At 61.0% G+C, this 16,709-nt stretch carries 15 protein-coding genes, 1 pseudogene and 1 riboswitch; of the genes and pseudogenes, 10 read left to right on the top strand and 6 right to left on the bottom strand.

All coding sequences use genetic code 11. From position 1 onward, the window contains the following. Positions 1-6: 6 nt before the first annotated feature. A pseudogene (locus AC1D1Z_RS05365) lies at positions 7-614 on the bottom strand (YkoF family thiamine/hydroxymethylpyrimidine-binding protein). Then, positions 605-718, bottom strand: a riboswitch (TPP riboswitch). Its footprint overlaps the pseudogene before it by 10 nt. Positions 719-958: 240 nt before the next feature. Continuing rightward, on the bottom strand, positions 959-1,555 hold the full coding sequence (locus tag AC1D1Z_RS05370) for an NADPH-dependent FMN reductase (protein WP_028734244.1): 597 nt from the start codon (positions 1,553-1,555) through the stop codon (positions 959-961). Positions 1,556-1,638: 83 nt separating this feature from the next. On the opposite strand from AC1D1Z_RS05370, the gene soxR reads away from it, so the two are divergent. The 9 genes from soxR to AC1D1Z_RS05415 all read left to right on the top strand — a co-directional run bounded on the left by soxR (position 1,639) and on the right by AC1D1Z_RS05415 (position 10,638). Beyond that, positions 1,639-2,103 (top strand): redox-sensitive transcriptional activator SoxR, encoded by a 465-nt coding sequence (gene soxR / locus AC1D1Z_RS05375; RefSeq protein ID WP_017995352.1) that lies wholly within the window; start codon positions 1,639-1,641, stop codon positions 2,101-2,103. A 151-nt stretch (positions 2,104-2,254) separates the two neighbouring features. Further along, positions 2,255-3,025: an SDR family NAD(P)-dependent oxidoreductase gene (locus AC1D1Z_RS05380; RefSeq protein ID WP_018517248.1), complete on the top strand. Its 771-nt coding sequence runs from the start codon at positions 2,255-2,257 to the stop codon at positions 3,023-3,025. Positions 3,026-3,131: 106 nt separating this feature from the next. Next, the gene (locus AC1D1Z_RS05385; protein ID WP_018069028.1) at positions 3,132-3,473 is read left to right on the top strand and encodes an ArsR/SmtB family transcription factor; all 342 of its coding nucleotides are present in this window, start codon (positions 3,132-3,134) and stop codon (positions 3,471-3,473) included. 78 nt (positions 3,474-3,551) lie between these two features. Then, positions 3,552-4,445: a LysR family transcriptional regulator gene (locus AC1D1Z_RS05390; protein ID WP_003543441.1), complete on the top strand. Its 894-nt coding sequence runs from the start codon at positions 3,552-3,554 to the stop codon at positions 4,443-4,445. Positions 4,446-4,580: 135 nt separating this feature from the next. Then, entirely contained in the window at positions 4,581-5,060 is a 480-nt protein-coding gene (locus AC1D1Z_RS05395; protein ID WP_064649762.1) for a formate dehydrogenase subunit gamma, read from the top strand. After that, the gene (locus tag AC1D1Z_RS05400) at positions 5,057-6,613 is read left to right on the top strand and encodes a formate dehydrogenase beta subunit (RefSeq protein WP_131646869.1); all 1,557 of its coding nucleotides are present in this window, start codon (positions 5,057-5,059) and stop codon (positions 6,611-6,613) included. Before AC1D1Z_RS05395 ends, AC1D1Z_RS05400 begins: the two co-directional genes overlap by 4 nt. Positions 6,614-6,670: 57 nt before the next feature. Then, positions 6,671-9,550, top strand: a complete 2,880-nt coding sequence (gene fdhF, locus AC1D1Z_RS05405) for a formate dehydrogenase subunit alpha (protein WP_131646868.1) — start codon at positions 6,671-6,673, stop codon at positions 9,548-9,550. Positions 9,551-9,587: 37 nt separating this feature from the next. Further along, on the top strand, positions 9,588-10,412 hold the full coding sequence (gene fdhD, locus AC1D1Z_RS05410; protein WP_113543702.1) for a formate dehydrogenase accessory sulfurtransferase FdhD: 825 nt from the start codon (positions 9,588-9,590) through the stop codon (positions 10,410-10,412). Then, complete coding sequence (locus AC1D1Z_RS05415) at positions 10,402-10,638, top strand: formate dehydrogenase subunit delta (protein WP_018448151.1); 237 nt, start codon at positions 10,402-10,404, stop codon at positions 10,636-10,638. Before fdhD ends, AC1D1Z_RS05415 begins: the two co-directional genes overlap by 11 nt. 408 nt (positions 10,639-11,046) lie before the next feature. On the opposite strand, the gene AC1D1Z_RS05420 is transcribed toward AC1D1Z_RS05415, so the two are convergent. The 4 genes from AC1D1Z_RS05420 to rocF form a co-directional block, all read right to left on the bottom strand. Beyond that, entirely contained in the window at positions 11,047-12,807 is a 1,761-nt protein-coding gene (locus AC1D1Z_RS05420) for a methyl-accepting chemotaxis protein (protein ID WP_131646867.1), read from the bottom strand. Positions 12,808-13,099: 292 nt separating this feature from the next. After that, the gene (locus AC1D1Z_RS05425) at positions 13,100-13,576 is read right to left on the bottom strand and encodes a chemotaxis protein CheW (RefSeq protein WP_477849748.1); all 477 of its coding nucleotides are present in this window, start codon (positions 13,574-13,576) and stop codon (positions 13,100-13,102) included. A gap of 297 nt (positions 13,577-13,873) precedes the next feature. Then, complete coding sequence (rocD, locus tag AC1D1Z_RS05430; RefSeq protein ID WP_047620339.1) at positions 13,874-15,073, bottom strand: ornithine--oxo-acid transaminase; 1,200 nt, start codon at positions 15,071-15,073, stop codon at positions 13,874-13,876. A gap of 76 nt (positions 15,074-15,149) precedes the next feature. Beyond that, positions 15,150-16,085, bottom strand: coding sequence for an arginase (gene rocF / locus AC1D1Z_RS05435; RefSeq protein WP_477849750.1), 936 nt, complete (start codon positions 16,083-16,085; stop codon positions 15,150-15,152). Between the two features lie 124 nt (positions 16,086-16,209). On the opposite strand from rocF, the gene AC1D1Z_RS05440 reads away from it, so the two are divergent. After that, positions 16,210-16,647, top strand: a complete 438-nt coding sequence (locus AC1D1Z_RS05440; RefSeq protein WP_176707449.1) for an Lrp/AsnC family transcriptional regulator — start codon at positions 16,210-16,212, stop codon at positions 16,645-16,647. Positions 16,648-16,709 lie beyond the last annotated feature (62 nt).

The following is a 16,709-nucleotide window of genomic DNA, read 5'->3' on the forward strand; positions in this document are numbered from 1 at the left end:
TCGATTTCAGGCTTTCGTCGGGCTATTGGCAGACGCCGTGATGTCGAGGGTAACATGTCCTCGGGGTCGCCGAAGCGATAGAAGGCCTCACGAATGGTTGCGAAGACGGCACCGGCATCGCCAGAAAGCCTGGTGCAGAAATTCTTGGCACGGTCGAAGGTGCCGGAGCGCTTCAGGAAGTCGATGCAGCCATAAATCTCGTCCATATGGGTACCGGTTCCCATGACGTAGAGCGAGAATTGCGCAGCGGTCGGCTGGCCGGTCTCGGTGGTGGTTTCAACGGCGGCAAGTGCGGCTGTTATACGTTCGGCAAGCGGCTCCGCCTGACCGAGGGAAGGATTGACGCCGCAGATGACGTCGTCGGGCTCGCCGGGGCAGCCACGTGAAACGGCGGCGGACAGGACGCAATGCTCGCCGGTCTTCGCAGCGGCAACGAATAGATCGTGCATGGCGGCGAAGAGAATGTCAGGCGGGCCGACCAGCAGCGTGGAGATGTCATCGGTCTCGATGCGCAGCCGGTCGCGATAGGGGTCGAGCGCCTTGACGGCATCAAGAATGATGCCGACGAAATTGCCGGACATCGGATAGAGTGACACCTGTGCGCCTGAGAACATCTGAACCTCGCTCCGCTGGCATTACCCAGATCAGCTTTGAAGGGTCCAGAGGCTTGCACCTCACATCTCAGCCCCGGCGATACGGAGCTCCCCTGTTATTTGCGCGGAAACTATCACCGGGGTTTCCTCCCCGCAACAGCAAAATTGCGAACCCGTCTGCGCGGTCGGGATGGACCTGATGCGACGGGAAACACCCGGACGGAGGTCCTGTCCGGGTGTTCCCAATGGTTCCGTACCTGCCGGGAACGGAACCGGAGCTCTCTGCCTCAGGCGGCTAGCGCATAACCCCGAAAATCGGAATCGATTTTCGGGGTTATGCGCAGATTCAAAGTAATAGAGCGTCCTTAGCGCGTCCGAAAAGACGCGCGGCGCTCTGTGTCGGTATAGGGACGATCGCTGCGGGCAGTGACGAGCGCCTGCGTCCACCATTCCAGCCTCGCCATCATCCGATCGAGCAAACGCATTGCGTCGGCGGGATTGTCGAGCCGCCCGTCTGTGTCGAAGCGGTTCCAAGGTGCGGCAAAGCTGACCGAATCGCGGATCGTCACGGCGTGGAGTTCGGCAAAGACGAGCCGCAGCTGTTCGACGGCGCGCAGGCCGCCAGATATGCCGCCATAGGAAACGAAGGCGACCGGCTTGCCCTGCCAGGGCTCGAAGAAGAAATCGATGATCGACTTCAACGAGGCGGTGAAGCTGTGATTGTATTCCGGCGTGACGATGATGAAGGCGTCGGCCATGCCAAGCCGTCCGGCGAGCCTGTCGATTTCGGGGTGCGTCATGTCACGGTTGGCCGGCAGCGCGAAATCCAGCGGGTCGATGATGTCGATATCAAATTGCGGGAAGCGGACGAGCTCCTGCGTCAGCCATTTGACCACCCGGTCGCAGATGCGGCCCTCTCTCGTGCTCCCATAGATGACAGCCAGCCTGGTGGGTGTTTTCACGCGTCGCTCCTTGTTGCGATTGGACTTTACGATTGCAGGAGCCAAGGGTATAAAACCTCAACTAATATTGAGGTCAAGAGGTGATGGATACAATTCCTGCGGCGCCGCTCGGCAAGCTCCTGACGGTCGGTGAAGTGGCAGAGCGCAGCGGCCTGGCCGTCTCGGCGCTGCATTTTTACGAGACCAAGGGGCTGATCTCGAGCATCCGCTCCCGCGGCAACCAGCGGCGCTATGGCCGCGATGTGCTGCGCCGGCTCGGCATCATCAAGGTGGCGCAGCGTGTCGGCATTCCGCTTTCGGAAATCCAGGCGGCGTTCGAGTCCCTGCCGCAGGGACGCACACCGACCGTCGCCGACTGGCAGACGCTGTCGGCGCGCTGGAAGGATGATCTCGACGCCCGAATCAGGCGGCTTAGCCTGCTGCGCGACCGTCTGACAGGCTGCATCGGCTGCGGCTGCCTGTCGATCGAAAGCTGTCCGTTGCGCAATCCCTGCGACCGGCTCGGCAAGGAGGGGCCAGGCGCGCGGCTTCTGGAGACCGAAAACTAGAAGGCTGGAACTTCTTGGGAAGAGCAGTTTCCGGGGTGAGACCAAGTCTCTCCCGGGAAAGATCGATGCGCGCCTTTCTTTCGGTCGGCGTGCTCATATGTTAAGGGCGAGTGACGCAACCGGCGGCACTGTCCGCGAGGAGGACGGCTTCGTGTTTCATCCCAGACTGTTCGAAAATCGCAATGTGGTCGTGACCGGCGCCGGTCGCGGCATCGGCCTTGAAGTGGCCCGGCAGTTCCTGGACTGCGGCGCGAAAGTAATCGTCCATACCGGGCGCAAGCCGGGACGCGACCTCCCGGATTTCCTGCTGACGGCTGAATCTGAAAGACGGGCGCTGCTGCTGCATGCCGATTTCTCCGCAGTCGGTGGCGCAGCGCAATTTGCTGAAGATGCTCTCGCCTTCTTCGACAGGGTCGATGTGCTCGTCAACAATGCCGGTACCATGCTTGGCCGTTTTCCCGCTGCCACGCTCACCGACGCAGAATATGAGGCGGTCGTGCGGCTCAACCAGACATCGGTGGTGGCGCTGACACGCGCGCTGCTGCCGGCATTGAAGGCGGCTGAAGGCGCTGCCATCGTCAACACGGTTTCGATTTCGGCGCTGACCGGCGGCAGCCCCGGCTCCTCGATCTATTCGGCTTCGAAAGCCTTCGTTGCGACCTATTCCAAGGCGCTTGCCCGTGAGCTTGCACCGGACGGAATCCGCGTCAATTGCGTGTCACCGGGAACGATCGAGACGGAATTCCATGAGCGCTATTCCTCCCGCGAAAAGCTGGAACAGACGAGAAAATCCATCCCCCTGCAGCGGCTCGGCACGGCGGAGGACTGCGCTCCCGCCTATCTGTTCCTGGCGGCTCCCTCGCTCTCGGGCTACATCACCGGACAGGTGATCGAGATCAACGGCGGTCAGCTTATCTGCTGATTTGTTTGGACCTTTTTTGGCATTTCATCACTTTTGACCAATTCGCTTGTGCGAATATGCTATTGTGCTGATCTACCTCATCGCCTCCCTTCCGAGATAATACCGAATGCCGTTGCCCAAACCCGAGCCGGGGATGACCGGCCAGGAATTGCACAAACTCGCTGGAAAAGCCCACGAAGCGAGCGATCTGCTGAAAGCGCTAGCGCACCAGACCCGACTTCTGATCCTCTGCATACTGGCGAACGAGGAGCGGACGGTGAGTGAAATCGAGAACATCCTCGGCATACAGCAGGCAATGGTCTCGCAGCAGTTGGCGCGTTTAAGGCTCGAAGGCCTGGTCCATACGCGCCGTCAGGGCAGGCTGGTCTATTACAGCATCGGCAATGTCAGCGTGCTTGCCTTCCTCGAATCGCTGTTCGATCTTTTTCCGGCTGCAGAAAACAGTTAGCGATCGCCCTTGCGGAGCACGGCTGCTGCGTCAAAGATGAACTGACCCGGATGATGTCATGCCGGATCGGGAGACCGGATGATCGACAAGCTGGAATTCTTCATCGCCCTTGCCAATGAAAAGCATTTTGGCCGCGCCGCGGAGGAGTGCGGGATCTCGCAGCCGACGCTTTCGGCTGCCATCCGGCAGCTCGAGGATCAGCTTGGCGTCATGCTGGTGCAGCGCGGTTCGCGGTTCCAGGGGCTGACGCCGGAAGGGCAGCGCGTGCTCGAATGGGCCCGACGCATCGTCGGCGATGCCCGCACCATGCGCGAAGAGATGCGCGCCGCGCGCCGCGGCCTTTCCGGCCACATCCGCCTCGCCGCTATTCCGACCGCGCTCGCCATGCTTTCGCGCATCACCACGCCTTTTCAGGAGCGGCATCCCGGCGTGACCTTTTCGATCGTCTCGCGGAATTCGCTGCAGGTGCTGAGCATGCTCGAAAACCTCGAAATCGATGCCGGCATCACCTATCTCGAAAACGAGCCGCTCGGCCGCGTCACGACCGTTCCCCTCTATGCCGAGCGCTATAATCTGATCACGGCTGCAGGCAGTCCGCTATCCGATCGCGACAACGTGACTTGGCGGGAGATCGGCGATCTTCGGCTTTGTCTATTGACTGCCGACATGCAGAACCGTCGGATCATCAACCGCCACTTGACGGAAGCGGGCGCCACAGCGCATCCGACGCTCGAATCCAACTCGATGATCGTGCTGTTCTCGCATGTCAGGACTGGACGCTGGGCGAGCATCATGCCGCGCAATGTGGCCAAATCCTTTGGATTTCCAGTGGAAATCCGCATGATCCCGATCGTCGAGCCGGAGGCGCATCATCTGGTCGGCCTTGTTGCGCCTTATCGCGAGCCCTTTACGCCGCTTGTATCGGCCTTGCTGCACGAGGCGAGGGTGCTCGTGCAAGACGAAGAACTCTGATAGAAAAAACCTATCAAGCAACGAGATAGCTTTATTGATCACCGGCTGCTTCCCTGAAATGGTAGTTGCGGAATAGCACTCGGCCGGGGGAGGCCCGCTATTCCGCAACGAGCAAGCCGCCGGGAGGGCTGCCTTATGACCATTCATATCGCCGAAGGCGATATTGCAGCGCGCACCCGAGCCATCGTCGCCGATCTTCGATTTCTCGAAGGGCCGCTGCTTCCCATTCTGCACGAGGTTCAGCAGGAATTCGGCTATGTGCCGCAGGAAGCCATGCCCGTCATCGCGGAGGAATTGAACCTCTCGCGTGCCGAGGTGCATGGCGTGGTGACCTTCTATCACGATTATCGCGACCATCCCGCCGGCCGGCACGTGCTGAAGCTCTGTCGCGCCGAAGCCTGTCAGTCGATGGGTGGCGATGCGCTGGCCGAACGCGTCAAGGCGCTGCTCGGCATTGATTTTCATCAGACGACGCTCGATGGCGGCGTGACGCTGGAGCCGGTCTACTGTCTCGGGCTCTGCGCCTGCGCGCCGGCGGTGATGCTTGACGGCGAGCTCTATGGACGGGTCGACGATCAGACGGCGGCGGAACTCGTCGCGGAGGTACGTCGATGACGGTGAGGATATATGTTCCGCGCGATGCCGCAGCGCTGGCGCTCGGGGCCGAAAAGGTGGCAAAGGCGATTGCCCAGGAGATCGCCGCCCGCGGCTTCGATGCCGAGATCGTGCGCAACGGCTCGCGCGGAATGTTCTGGCTGGAGCCACTGGTCGAGATCGAGGTAGCCGGAAAGCGCATCGGTTATGGACCCGTGAAGTCCAAGGATGTGGCTGATCTGTTCGATGCCGGGATGATTGATGGAGGCGAGCATCGACTCTGTCTCGGGGAGGTTGAAGACCTCCCGTTCCTCAAGGAGCAAACTCGCCTGACCTTCGCCCGTTGCGGCGTCACCGATCCGCTTTCGCTGGCGGATTACGAGGCGCATGGCGGTCTTGCCGGCCTTCGCCGCGCCGTTTCGATGACATCAGCCGAAATCGTCAAGGAAGTCACCGATTCCGGCCTGCGCGGACGCGGCGGCGCCGGCTTTCCCACAGGCATCAAGTGGAAGACCGTTCTCGATGCCGCCGGCGAACGTAAATATATCGTCTGCAATGCCGATGAGGGCGACAGCGGCACTTTTGCCGACCGGATGATCATGGAGGGCGATCCCTTCGTGTTGATCGAGGGCATGGCGATATCAGGGCTGGCGACCGGGGCGACCAAGGGTTTCGTCTATACGCGTTCGGAATATCCGCATGCGATCGCTGTCATGACCGAGGCCGTCGGCCTCGCGCGCCAGGTCGGTATCCTCGGACCATCGGTGCTCGGATCCGGCCGCGCCTTCGATATTGAGGTGCGCACCGGCGCCGGCGCCTATGTCTGCGGTGAGGAGACGGCGCTGCTGAACAGTCTCGAGGGCAAGCGCGGCATCGTGCGCGCCAAGCCGCCGCTGCCGGCGCATAAGGGGCTGTTTAACTGTCCGACCGTCATCAACAACGTGATCTCGCTGGCTTCGGTGCCCGTCATCATGGAAAAGGGTGCGGCCTTCTACCGCGATTTCGGCATGGGCCGCTCACGCGGCACCATCCCGCTGCAGATTGCGGGCAATGTCAGATATGGCGGCCTCTTTGAGACGGCCTTTGGTCTTTCGCTCGGAGATATCGTCGACAAGATCGGTGGCGGTACAGTGACGGGACGGCCGGTCAAAGCCGTGCAGGTCGGCGGACCGCTCGGCGCCTATTTCCCGCGGGCACTGTTCGACACGCCGTTCGATTACGAATCCTTCGCCGCCAAGGACGGGCTTATCGGCCATGCCGGCATCGTCGTTTTCGACGACACGGCCGATATGCTGAAGCAGGCGCGTTTCGCGATGGAATTCTGCGCCGTCGAAAGCTGCGGCAAGTGCACGCCCTGCCGCATCGGCTCGACGCGCGGCGTCGAGACGGCCGATAAGATCGCCCGCGGTATCGAGCCGGAGAAGAACCGGGTGCTGCTTGCCGATCTCTGTAACACGATGAAGTTCGGCTCGCTCTGTGCGCTGGGTGGTTTCACGCCCTATCCTGTCATGAGCGCCATGACGCATTTCCCGGAGGATTTTTCGCCGGCACCTCTGGTGGAGGCGGCGGAATGACGAGTTTTTCATGGAACGCCTGCGCTGACGTCACCATCTCAAGCAAGGAGACCCATCATGTCTCTCATCCATGAAATCGACTATGGCACCCCGGCTTCGAAGTCCGAGGCCATGGTGACGCTCACCATCGACGGACAGCAGATCAGCGTGCCGGAGGGCACCTCCATTATGCGCGCCTCGATGGAGGCCGGCATCAAGGTGCCGAAGCTCTGTGCCACCGACATGGTCGACGCTTTCGGCTCCTGCCGGCTCTGCCTCGTCGAGATCGAGGGCCGCAACGGCACACCCTCCTCCTGCACGACGCCGGTGGCGGCGAACATGGTGGTGCACACGCAGACGGGGCGGCTGAAGGATATCCGCCGCGGCGTGATGGAACTCTATATTTCCGACCATCCGCTCGACTGCCTCACCTGCGCGGCCAACGGCGATTGCGAATTGCAGGACATGGCGGGCGCCGTCGGCCTGCGCGATGTGCGCTACGGCTATGAGGGCGACAACCACGTCAAGGTGCGCAGCAACGGCGACATCAATCTGAAATGGATGCCGAAGGACGAATCCAATCCCTACTTCACCTATGATCCCTCCAAGTGCATCGTCTGTTCGCGCTGCGTGCGCGCCTGCGAGGAAGTGCAGGGCACCTTCGCGCTGACGATCGAGGGCCGTGGCTTCGGCTCACGCGTTTCGCCCGGCATGCACGAGCATTTCATCGATTCCGAATGCGTGTCCTGCGGCGCCTGCGTCCAGGCCTGCCCGACGGCGACGCTGACGGAGAAATCGGTGATCCAGATCGGCCAGCCGGAGCATTCAGCCGTGACCACCTGCGCCTATTGCGGCGTCGGCTGTTCTTTCAAGGCGGAGATGCGCGGCGAGGAACTGGTGCGCATGGTGCCGTGGAAGGACGGTCAGGCCAATCGCGGCCATTCCTGCGTCAAGGGCCGCTTCGCCTATGGCTATTCCACCCACAAGGACCGCATCCTCAATCCGATGATCCGCGAAAAGGTCAGCGATCCCTGGCGGGAGGTCAGCTGGGACGAAGCCTTCGCGCATGTGGCGATGGAGTTCCGCCGCATCCAGTATCAATACGGCCGCGAGGCGATTGGCGGCATCACCTCGTCGCGCTGCACCAATGAGGAAACTTATCTGGTGCAGAAGCTGATCCGCGCCGGCTTCGGCAACAACAATGTCGATACCTGCGCCCGCGTCTGCCATTCGCCGACCGGCTACGGCCTCGGCCAGACGTTCGGCACGTCGGCGGGCACGCAGGATTTCGACAGCGTCGAGCATTCGGATGTCGTCGTCGTCATCGGCGCCAATCCGACCGACGGGCATCCGGTGTTCGGCTCGCGGCTGAAGAAGCGGCTGCGCCAAGGCGCCAAGCTCATCGTCATCGATCCGCGCCGCACCGATATCGTCCGCTCGCCGCATATCGAGGCGTCGTATCACCTGCCGCTGAAGCCCGGCACCAATGTCGCGGTCATGACGGCGCTGGCGCATGTGATCGTCACCGAAGGCCTCTTTGACGAGGTGTTCATCCGCGAGCGCTGCGACTGGTCGGAGTTCGAGGATTGGGCGGCCTTTGTCGCCGAACCGCAGCACAGTCCCGAGCAGACCGAGATCTTCACCGGCGTGCCGGCGGCGGATCTGCGCGGCGCGGCAAGGCTCTATGCCAAGGGCGGCAATGGTGCGATCTATTACGGCCTCGGCGTCACCGAACACAGCCAGGGCTCGACCACGGTCATCGCGATCGCCAACCTGGCGATGGCGACCGGCAATATCGGCCGTCCCGGCGTCGGCGTGAACCCACTGCGCGGCCAGAACAATGTGCAGGGCTCCTGCGACATGGGTTCCTTCCCGCACGAACTGCCGGGCTACCGGCACATTTCCGACGATGCGACGCGTGACATCTTCGAAAAGCTCTGGGGCGTGAAGCTCAACAACGAGCCAGGCCTGCGTATTCCGAACATGCTGGATGCGGCAGTCGACGGCTCCTTCAAGGGCATCTACATCCAGGGTGAAGACATCCTGCAGTCCGATCCCGATACCAAACATGTCGCGGCGGGGCTTGCGGCGATGGAATGCGTCGTCGTGCAGGATCTGTTCCTCAACGAGACCGCCAATTACGCCCATGTCTTCCTGCCGGGCTCGACCTTCCTCGAGAAGGACGGCACCTTCACCAATGCGGAGCGCCGCATCAACCGCGTGCGCAAGGTGATGTCGCCGCGCAACGGCTATGGCGACTGGGAAGTGACGCAGAAGCTTGCCCAGGCGATGGGGCTCGACTGGCATTATACCCATCCGTCCGAGATCATGGACGAGATCGCTGCGACGACGCCGAGTTTCGCGATGGTCTCCTACGACTATCTCGATAAAATGGGCTCGGTGCAGTGGCCCTGCAACGAGAAGAACCCGCTCGGCTCGCCGATCATGCATGTCAATGGCTTCGTGCGCGGCAAGGGCAAGTTCATCCGCACCGAATATGTAGCGACCGACGAGCGTACCGGCCCGCGCTTCCCGCTGCTGCTGACAACCGGCCGCATCCTCAGCCAGTACAATGTCGGGGCGCAGACGCGGCGGACCGAGAATGTCATCTGGCACGCGGAAGACCGGCTGGAAATCCATCCACACGATGCCGAGCAGCGCGGCGTTCGCGATGGCGACTGGGTGAAACTCGGCAGCCGCTCCGGCGACACGACGCTCAGGGCGCTGATCACCGATCGCGTCGCGCCGGGTGTCGTTTATACGACCTTTCATCATCCCAATACGCAGGCGAACGTCATCACCACCGATTTCTCCGACTGGGCGACGAACTGCCCGGAATACAAGGTGACGGCGGTGCAGGTCTCGCCCTCCAACGGGCCGAGTGAATGGCAGCTGGAATATGACGAGCAGGCGCGGCAATCACGCCGCATCGCTGGCAAGCTCGAGGCGGCGGAGTGACGATGCGGGAGCGGCTCGGTAAGCAGGAACGCGCATCATGACCTTCACCGTCACCGCCCGTGCTCTCGAAACCGCCCGCCGCAACGGTATTGTGCACACGAGCTCTCGCATCGTGCCGGAAGAAGTGCCGATCGCTTTTTCCTATGGCGGCAGTTCGCATGCGGTGATGATGGCAACGCCTGCGGATCTCGAGGATTTCGCCGTCGGATTCAGTTTGACCGAAGGGATCATCGCCGGGCCGGCGGAGATATCGGGCGTCGAGGTTATCGAGGGTGAGCAGGGGATCGATGTGCAGGTGAGCCTGGTCGATGACGTCGCTGATCGGCTGCGGGCACGGCGCCGCAGCATGGCGGGGCCGGTCGGCTGCGGGCTCTGCGGCATCGAATCGATCGAACAGGCGGTACGGCCGGTGCCTGATGTTTCGACATCCCCGCTGGTGCTGTCGCATGCGAATATCGTCCGCGCCGTTTCGCTTCTGAACGAGGCCCAGCCGCTGCATCGCGAAACACGGGCGGTGCACGGCGCCGGGTTCTATCTTCCCGACAGAGGGCTGATTGCCGTGCGCGAAGATGTCGGCCGGCACAATGCGCTGGACAAGCTCTGCGGCGCCGTCATCCGCGCCGGTGAAAGAGGTGGCGACGGCGCCGTCGTCGTCACCAGCCGGCTTTCCGTCGAGATGGTGCAGAAGGCGGCGATCCTCGGCAGCCCTGTGCTTATCGCCATTTCCGCGCCGACGGCTCTCGCCATCCGCACGGCCGAAGAGGCCGGCATGACGCTCGTCGCGCTGGTGCGCGGCGAGGATTTCGAGATCTTCACTCACCCGCACCGCATCTCGCCCGGAAGCATTGCCGATGTCGCATGATACCAAAACCAAGCTCGTCTATATGGCAAACCAGATCGCCACCTTCTTCAAGAGCCAGCCGGAAAGCGAGGCCGCGCAGGGGGTCGCCACCCATATCAACAAATTCTGGGACCCGCGCATGCGGCGGCAGTTGTTCGAAATTCTGGAGAATGAGGAAAACGGCCTGGATGCACTCGTGCTTCAGGCCGTTCCTCTTATCCGAAAGCCGGAGCCGGTAACACACTAGAGCGCGTCGCATCTTTTAGATTGGCTCCTCGTGCTTTAGGTCGTTATTTAAAACGCATGTCGTTACCGCAAAACCGCTGCACACTTTTGCGCGACATGCTTAGATTCAGTAATCAGGATCGGCCCATGCGGGAGGGGAGGCAGGAAGCAACCTGCCTGCGCATGCGCCGGTGACAGTAAGTCTGAATCAAGCCAAGTCTCAATCAACCCAGGCCTGAATCAAGGAGGAGTCGTTCATGACTGCAGCGGAAACACGGACAGATGGGGCGTTGGCGGGGGTAGGCCTGCTCGATCGTGAAAGGATCGTCGCAATCATGCGTCGCGCTTTTATCTTCGTATACAACGCAGTCTGATCAAAGTGCCGCCTGGCTGCGGCACGGTAAAATGGCGATATGCGGGAAGACTGGGATCAGAACTCTTCCCAGCTCTGGGCGGTTGCCGCGGCAGTCCCGTGCGCCTTTGCGACACGTGAAACAAGATGCAGCGCCGGTGAGCCCGTCTGTCTTGCCTCATGCCTGCCTGTGGTCTGGGTCTGGCCTGGCAGACGGAACCTCGTCAGCAGAACACGCAGCGTTTCGGCCTCTCTCGCAAGGCTGTGGCTGGCAGCGGTGCTCTCCTCGACCATGGCGGCATTCTGCTGGGTTGCCTGATCCAGCGTATTGACCGCCTGGTTGATTTCCTTGAGGCCGGTTGCCTGCTCCCTGGAGGCTTCGACGATGGCGACGACGTTGCCGTCGATATCGCCGACCTGGGCGACGATCTCCTCGAGCGCTTTACCGGTTTGGCCGACGAGGCCGACGCCGTTCCTGACATGCTCGCCCGACGTGTTGATCAGCGTCTTGATCTCCTTGGCGGCGTTAGCGGAGCGCTGGGCGAGCTCCCTGACCTCCTGGGCCACTACGGCGAAGCCCTTGCCGGCTTCGCCGGCGCGGGCTGCCTCGACGCCGGCATTCAATGCCAGGAGATTGGTCTGGAAGGCGATATCGTCGATGACGCCGATGATGTTGGTGATTTCGCGGGAGGACTGTTCGATCTGGCCCATGGCGGCGACGGCATTGCGGACCACGATACCGGACTGCTCGGCGCCCTGCTTGGTCATGGCGACAAGGCGGCCGGCCTCATCGGCGCGACGGCTGGAATCGTTGACAGTCGTGGTGATCTCTTCCAGCGCGGCTGCGGTTTCTTCGATGGATGCGGCTTGCTGTTCCGTCCGCTTGGAGAAGGAGTCCGCCGATGCGCCAATCTCGCGTGAGCCGGAGGCGATCGCGCTGGCATTCTCGCCGATCGTCTTCATCGTCTCGGCAAGACCTTTGATTGCGGTGTTGAAATCGTGCCGCAACTGTTCCATCGACGGGACGAAGGGCGTGTCCACCGTCCGTGTCAGATCACCTTCGGACAGCTGGCGCAGCGCGCCACCAAGCAGTGAAATCGCGCTCATGCGTTGGGTGACGTCGGTTGCGAACTTCACGACCTTGTAGACCTTGCCGTCGGCATCGACGATCGGGTTATAGGCAGCCTGGATCCAGATTTCGCGGCCGTCCTTGCCGAAGCGGACGAATTCGTTGGCAATGAATTCGCCATTGGCAAGACGGCGCCAGAAGCTGCCGTAATCCTCGGTGCTGACATAGGCCGGATCGCAGAATATGCTGTGATGCTTGCCGGAGATCTCGGCCAGGGAGTATCCCATGGCTTTGCAGAAATTCTCATTCGCGGTCAGGATCTCGCCCTTCGGGGTGAATTCGATCGCCGCCTGCGAACGCGAGATCGCCTCCAGCTTGCCGGAATCCTCGACCGCCTGCTTCTTGGCGGCAGTGATGTCGGCCGCGAATTTCACCACCTTGAATGGCTTGCCGCCCTTAAGAACAGGATTGTAGGAAGCCTGGATCCATATCTCTCTGTTGCCCTTGGCGAGACGCTTGTAAGCACCGGCATCATATTCGCCACGCCCGAGCCGTGCCCAGAAGGCACGATATTCAGGCGTTGCCGTATAGGCCGGCTCGCAGAACATGCTGTGATGCTTGCCGACGATCTCGCTCAGGCGATAACCAAGTGCATTGCAGAAATTCTCGTTCGCCGTGAGGATATTTCCCTTGAGGTCGAATTCGATAATCGCCTGCGATTTGGAAATGGCATTGAGAATATATTTCGAATCGGAAGATAGACCAAACATTCCCGTCCCTCTGAAATGCACAGTTTTCTGCTGCTTCGTCTGGCAAGGCGAAGCCGATCGGACAAGGAATGCCGGTGATGAGAAGACAGACAGTACTGGTTGTCATTCCCAGATTGGCGGAAAACGTGTCATCCTTGAGTATCCCATGATGACGGAACGTGGTTAATTTCCGGTATAGAAGCTGTTTCTAATCAAAAGCGCCAAGGCGGATGGTGGCGGCCGAGGCTTGCTCGCGATGCGCAACAAAAAACCGCCCGTGTGGGCGGTTTTTATTGAGAATTATATTGGCCGATCAGGCCRCCAGTTCATCCGTCTCGTTTTCCTTGAACATCTTGGCGAGGTTCAGGAAGCAGATCATTCCGTTTTCCGAGGCAATGATACCTTCGCAATAAGCGCGGTCGAAGGAGGCGGTCACCTCGGGCACCGGCTGGACCTGGCTGGAGGAGATGGTGAGGATATCCGAGACGCGGTCGACAAGCATGCCGATGACCATGCTGTGAACTTCGGCGACGACGATGGCGCTGCGCTCATTGGCGACCGTGCTTTTCATGCCGAGTTTGAAAGCAAGATCGATGATCGGGATCACCGAGCCGCGCAGGTTCATGACACCGATGACATCGGCCGGCGCATGCGGGATCGGCGTCGACGGCGCCCAGCCGCGGATTTCGCGGATGGTCGTGGTCTTGACGCAGAATTCCTGGTCATGCAGGCGGAAGGCAATAATTTCGAGCGTATCGCCGCTGAAGTTAGTCGAATTGATCGTGGCCATTAGAATTCTTCCCAACTATCGTAAGCCAGGGCAGAAGCGGATGCGCCACCATTGGCGCGGCCAAGCTTTGCCCTCATACCACGCGATGGCTTTGCGCTCGGCGAAGCATCGTTACGGTTATCGACGACATTAGCGAAAGAGTGTTGCCCAAATCTAAATCGGGAGACGCGATTGCGAAGGTTTTTAATCTCGGATGAAAACCAGGCGGTTTTGCTGTCGATCTCTTCCAGCCGATCTCCGGCTTTCGGGATCTTCCATGCACGTTCGAGATCGTGAAGAAGAATTGCGCCGATTTACTCAGCCTATCGTCTTCTCAATCTGCGAGACTGCCCAATCCACCTGCTCTTTGGTGATGACCAGCGGCGGAGCGAGGCGAATTGTGTGGTCGTGGGTATCCTTGGCGAGAAGGCCGCGCTCTTTCAGCGCATGGCAATATTGCCGTGCGCCGCCGGCTTCGGGTTCCAGTTCGATGGCCATCATCAGGCCACGGCCGCGCACGTCCCTGACGATGTTCGAGCGGATCGACCCGAGGCCTTCGAGGAAGTAGTCGCCCATGACAGCGGCGTTCTCGATCATGCCCTCTTCCGTCAGCACCTTGAGCGCGGCACGCGCCACTGCGCAGGCGAGTGGATTGCCGCCGAAGGTCGAGCCGTGTTGGCCGGGCTGCAGCACGCCCAGAACTTCGGAATTCGAAAGCACGGCCGACACGGGATAGAAGCCGCCGGACAGCGCCTTGCCGATCAGCGTCACGTCGGCCTCGATGCCTTCGTGCTCCTCCGCCAGCAGCTTGCCGGTACGGCCGAGGCCGGTCTGGATCTCGTCGAGGATGAGGGTGACGTTGTTTGCCGTGCAGAGTTCGCGGATGCGGGTGAAATAACCTGCTGGCGGAATGATGACGCCGGCTTCCCCTTGAATCGGCTCGATCAGGGCGGCCACCGTATTGGCATTGATTGCGGCGGCGAAAGCCTCGGCATCGCCGAAGGGAATGATGCGGAAGCCTGGCGTATAGGGACCGAAGCCGGCGCGGGCTTCGGGATCGGTGGAGAAACTGATGATGCTCAGCGTCCGACCATGGAAATTATCAGCGCAGACGATGATCTCCGCCTTGCCTTCCGGCACGCCCTTGACCTCGTATCCCCATTTGCGCACCGCCTTGATGGCGGTCTCCACCGCTTCGGCGCCAGAATTCATCGGCAGGATCTTGTGGGAGCCGGTGAGAGCCGCAAGCTCTTCGTAGAGATAGGCGAGCTGGTCGTTGCGGAAGGCGCGGGAGGTGAGCGTCAGCCTGCCCGCCTGCTCGACCATGGCGGCGAGGATCTTCGGATGACAATGGCCCTGGTTGACGGCGGAATAGGCCGAGAGGCAATCGAGATAACGGTTGCCGTCGGTATCCCAGACATAAACACCTTCGCCACGCGTCAGCACCACGTCGAGCGGCTTGTAGTTATGGGCGCCGAGCCGTTGTTCCGTGGCGATCAGTTTTTCCGAAGTGTTCATGGCCGTTCTCCCTCTAGTTTCATTTCAACGCATGTCGCTATCGCAAAACCGCTGCACACTTTTGCTCGACATGCTCTTATGCGGCGCGTGTCGGACGATCGAAAATGCGGCGGCCGAAGAGGCTTGCCGTCAGCTCCACCAGGATGCGGGCGCTCTTGCCGCGATCGTCGAGAAACGGATTGAGTTCGACGAGATCGAGCGACGAGACGAGGCCGCTGTCCGAGAGCATTTCCATCACCAGATGCGCCTCGCGAAAAGTCGCGCCACCCGGGACCGTCGTGCCGACACCGGGAGCGATCTCGGGATCGAGGAAATCGAGGTCGAGGCTGACGTGCAGCAGGCCGTTTGCCCTGGTCACGACATCGAGGATCTCACGCATGATGGCGCCGATGCCCTGCTCGTCGATCGCGCGCATGTCGAAGACATTGACGCCATGTTCGTGGATTTCCTCGCGCTCGCGCGCATCGACCGAACGGATGCCGACCTGGAAGACATTCTTTGGATCGACGAACGGACGGCCCTTCGGCAGGATCTCGGCGAACTCCGCCTCGCCACAGAAGAAGGCGACAGGCATGCCGTGAATATTGCCGGACGGCGACGTGGCCGGAGAATTGAAATCGGCATGGGCATCAAGCCAGAGGACGAAGAGCGGGCGGTCTTTGCTGGCGGCATAGCGGGCCATGCCGGAAACGCTGCCMATGGAAAGGCTGTGGTCGCCGCCGAGAATCAGCGGAAAACGGCCGGAGGCGGCCACGTCGTGGACGCTACTTTCGAGGGCGCGCGTGAAGGCGCCGACGATCCTCAGATTGTGGGCCTTCGGGTGGTTCGGCAGATCCATCGCCGGCACGATCCTGAGATCGCCGATATCGGCGACGTCATGGCCAAGCTCGATCAGCGTCTGGTCGACGCCGGCAATGCGCAGGGCCGCAGGGCCCATGGCAGCCCCTCTGCGGCCGGAGCCTTCTTCCAGCGGCGCGCCGATGAGGGTGACAGATCGTGATTGGGTATTCATTTTGGAGGGCTCCGTGTTGAGGCCTGTTTCGGCCGATAGTGGGATAAAGCGCTGGCGGCAAAAAGATGGAAAAGTGTCAGAAATGGACTATGATTGCGCAGATTGATAAACCTATTTTGACAAAGTGATCAGCGTGGATGATCTCGACACTGAACTTCTGAGTGCACTTCGCCATAACGCCCGGATTTCCGTCTCTTCGCTTGCGGCAATGACGGGTGCATCACGGGCAACGGTTGCCGCCCGGATCGAACGGCTGGTCGCCAGCGGCACCATCGTCGGCTTCACCATCCGCACCGGTCATGAGACGCGGTCCGCCGGCGTGCGCGCCATCGTCATGATCGAGGTGCTCGGCAAGCTCGCCGACAGGGTGGCCGATCAGTTGAGGGGCCTACCGCAGGTGCGGGCTCTTCACAGCACCAACGGCAAATGGGATTTCGTCGCCGAACTCGAGGATCGCGACCTTGCTGCCTTCGACGAGACGCTGCGCCGGATCCGGCTGATCAATGGCATCAATTCGACCGAGACCAACATCCTTCTCAAGACAAGCAAAACGGGTTTCTAGAGCAATTTCCAGGAAAAGTGCGAAGCGGTTTTCCGTCCGGAATTGCGTAAAAATAATAGGTT

It is taken from the genome of Rhizobium sp. P1_E1, from assembly GCF_056406015.1.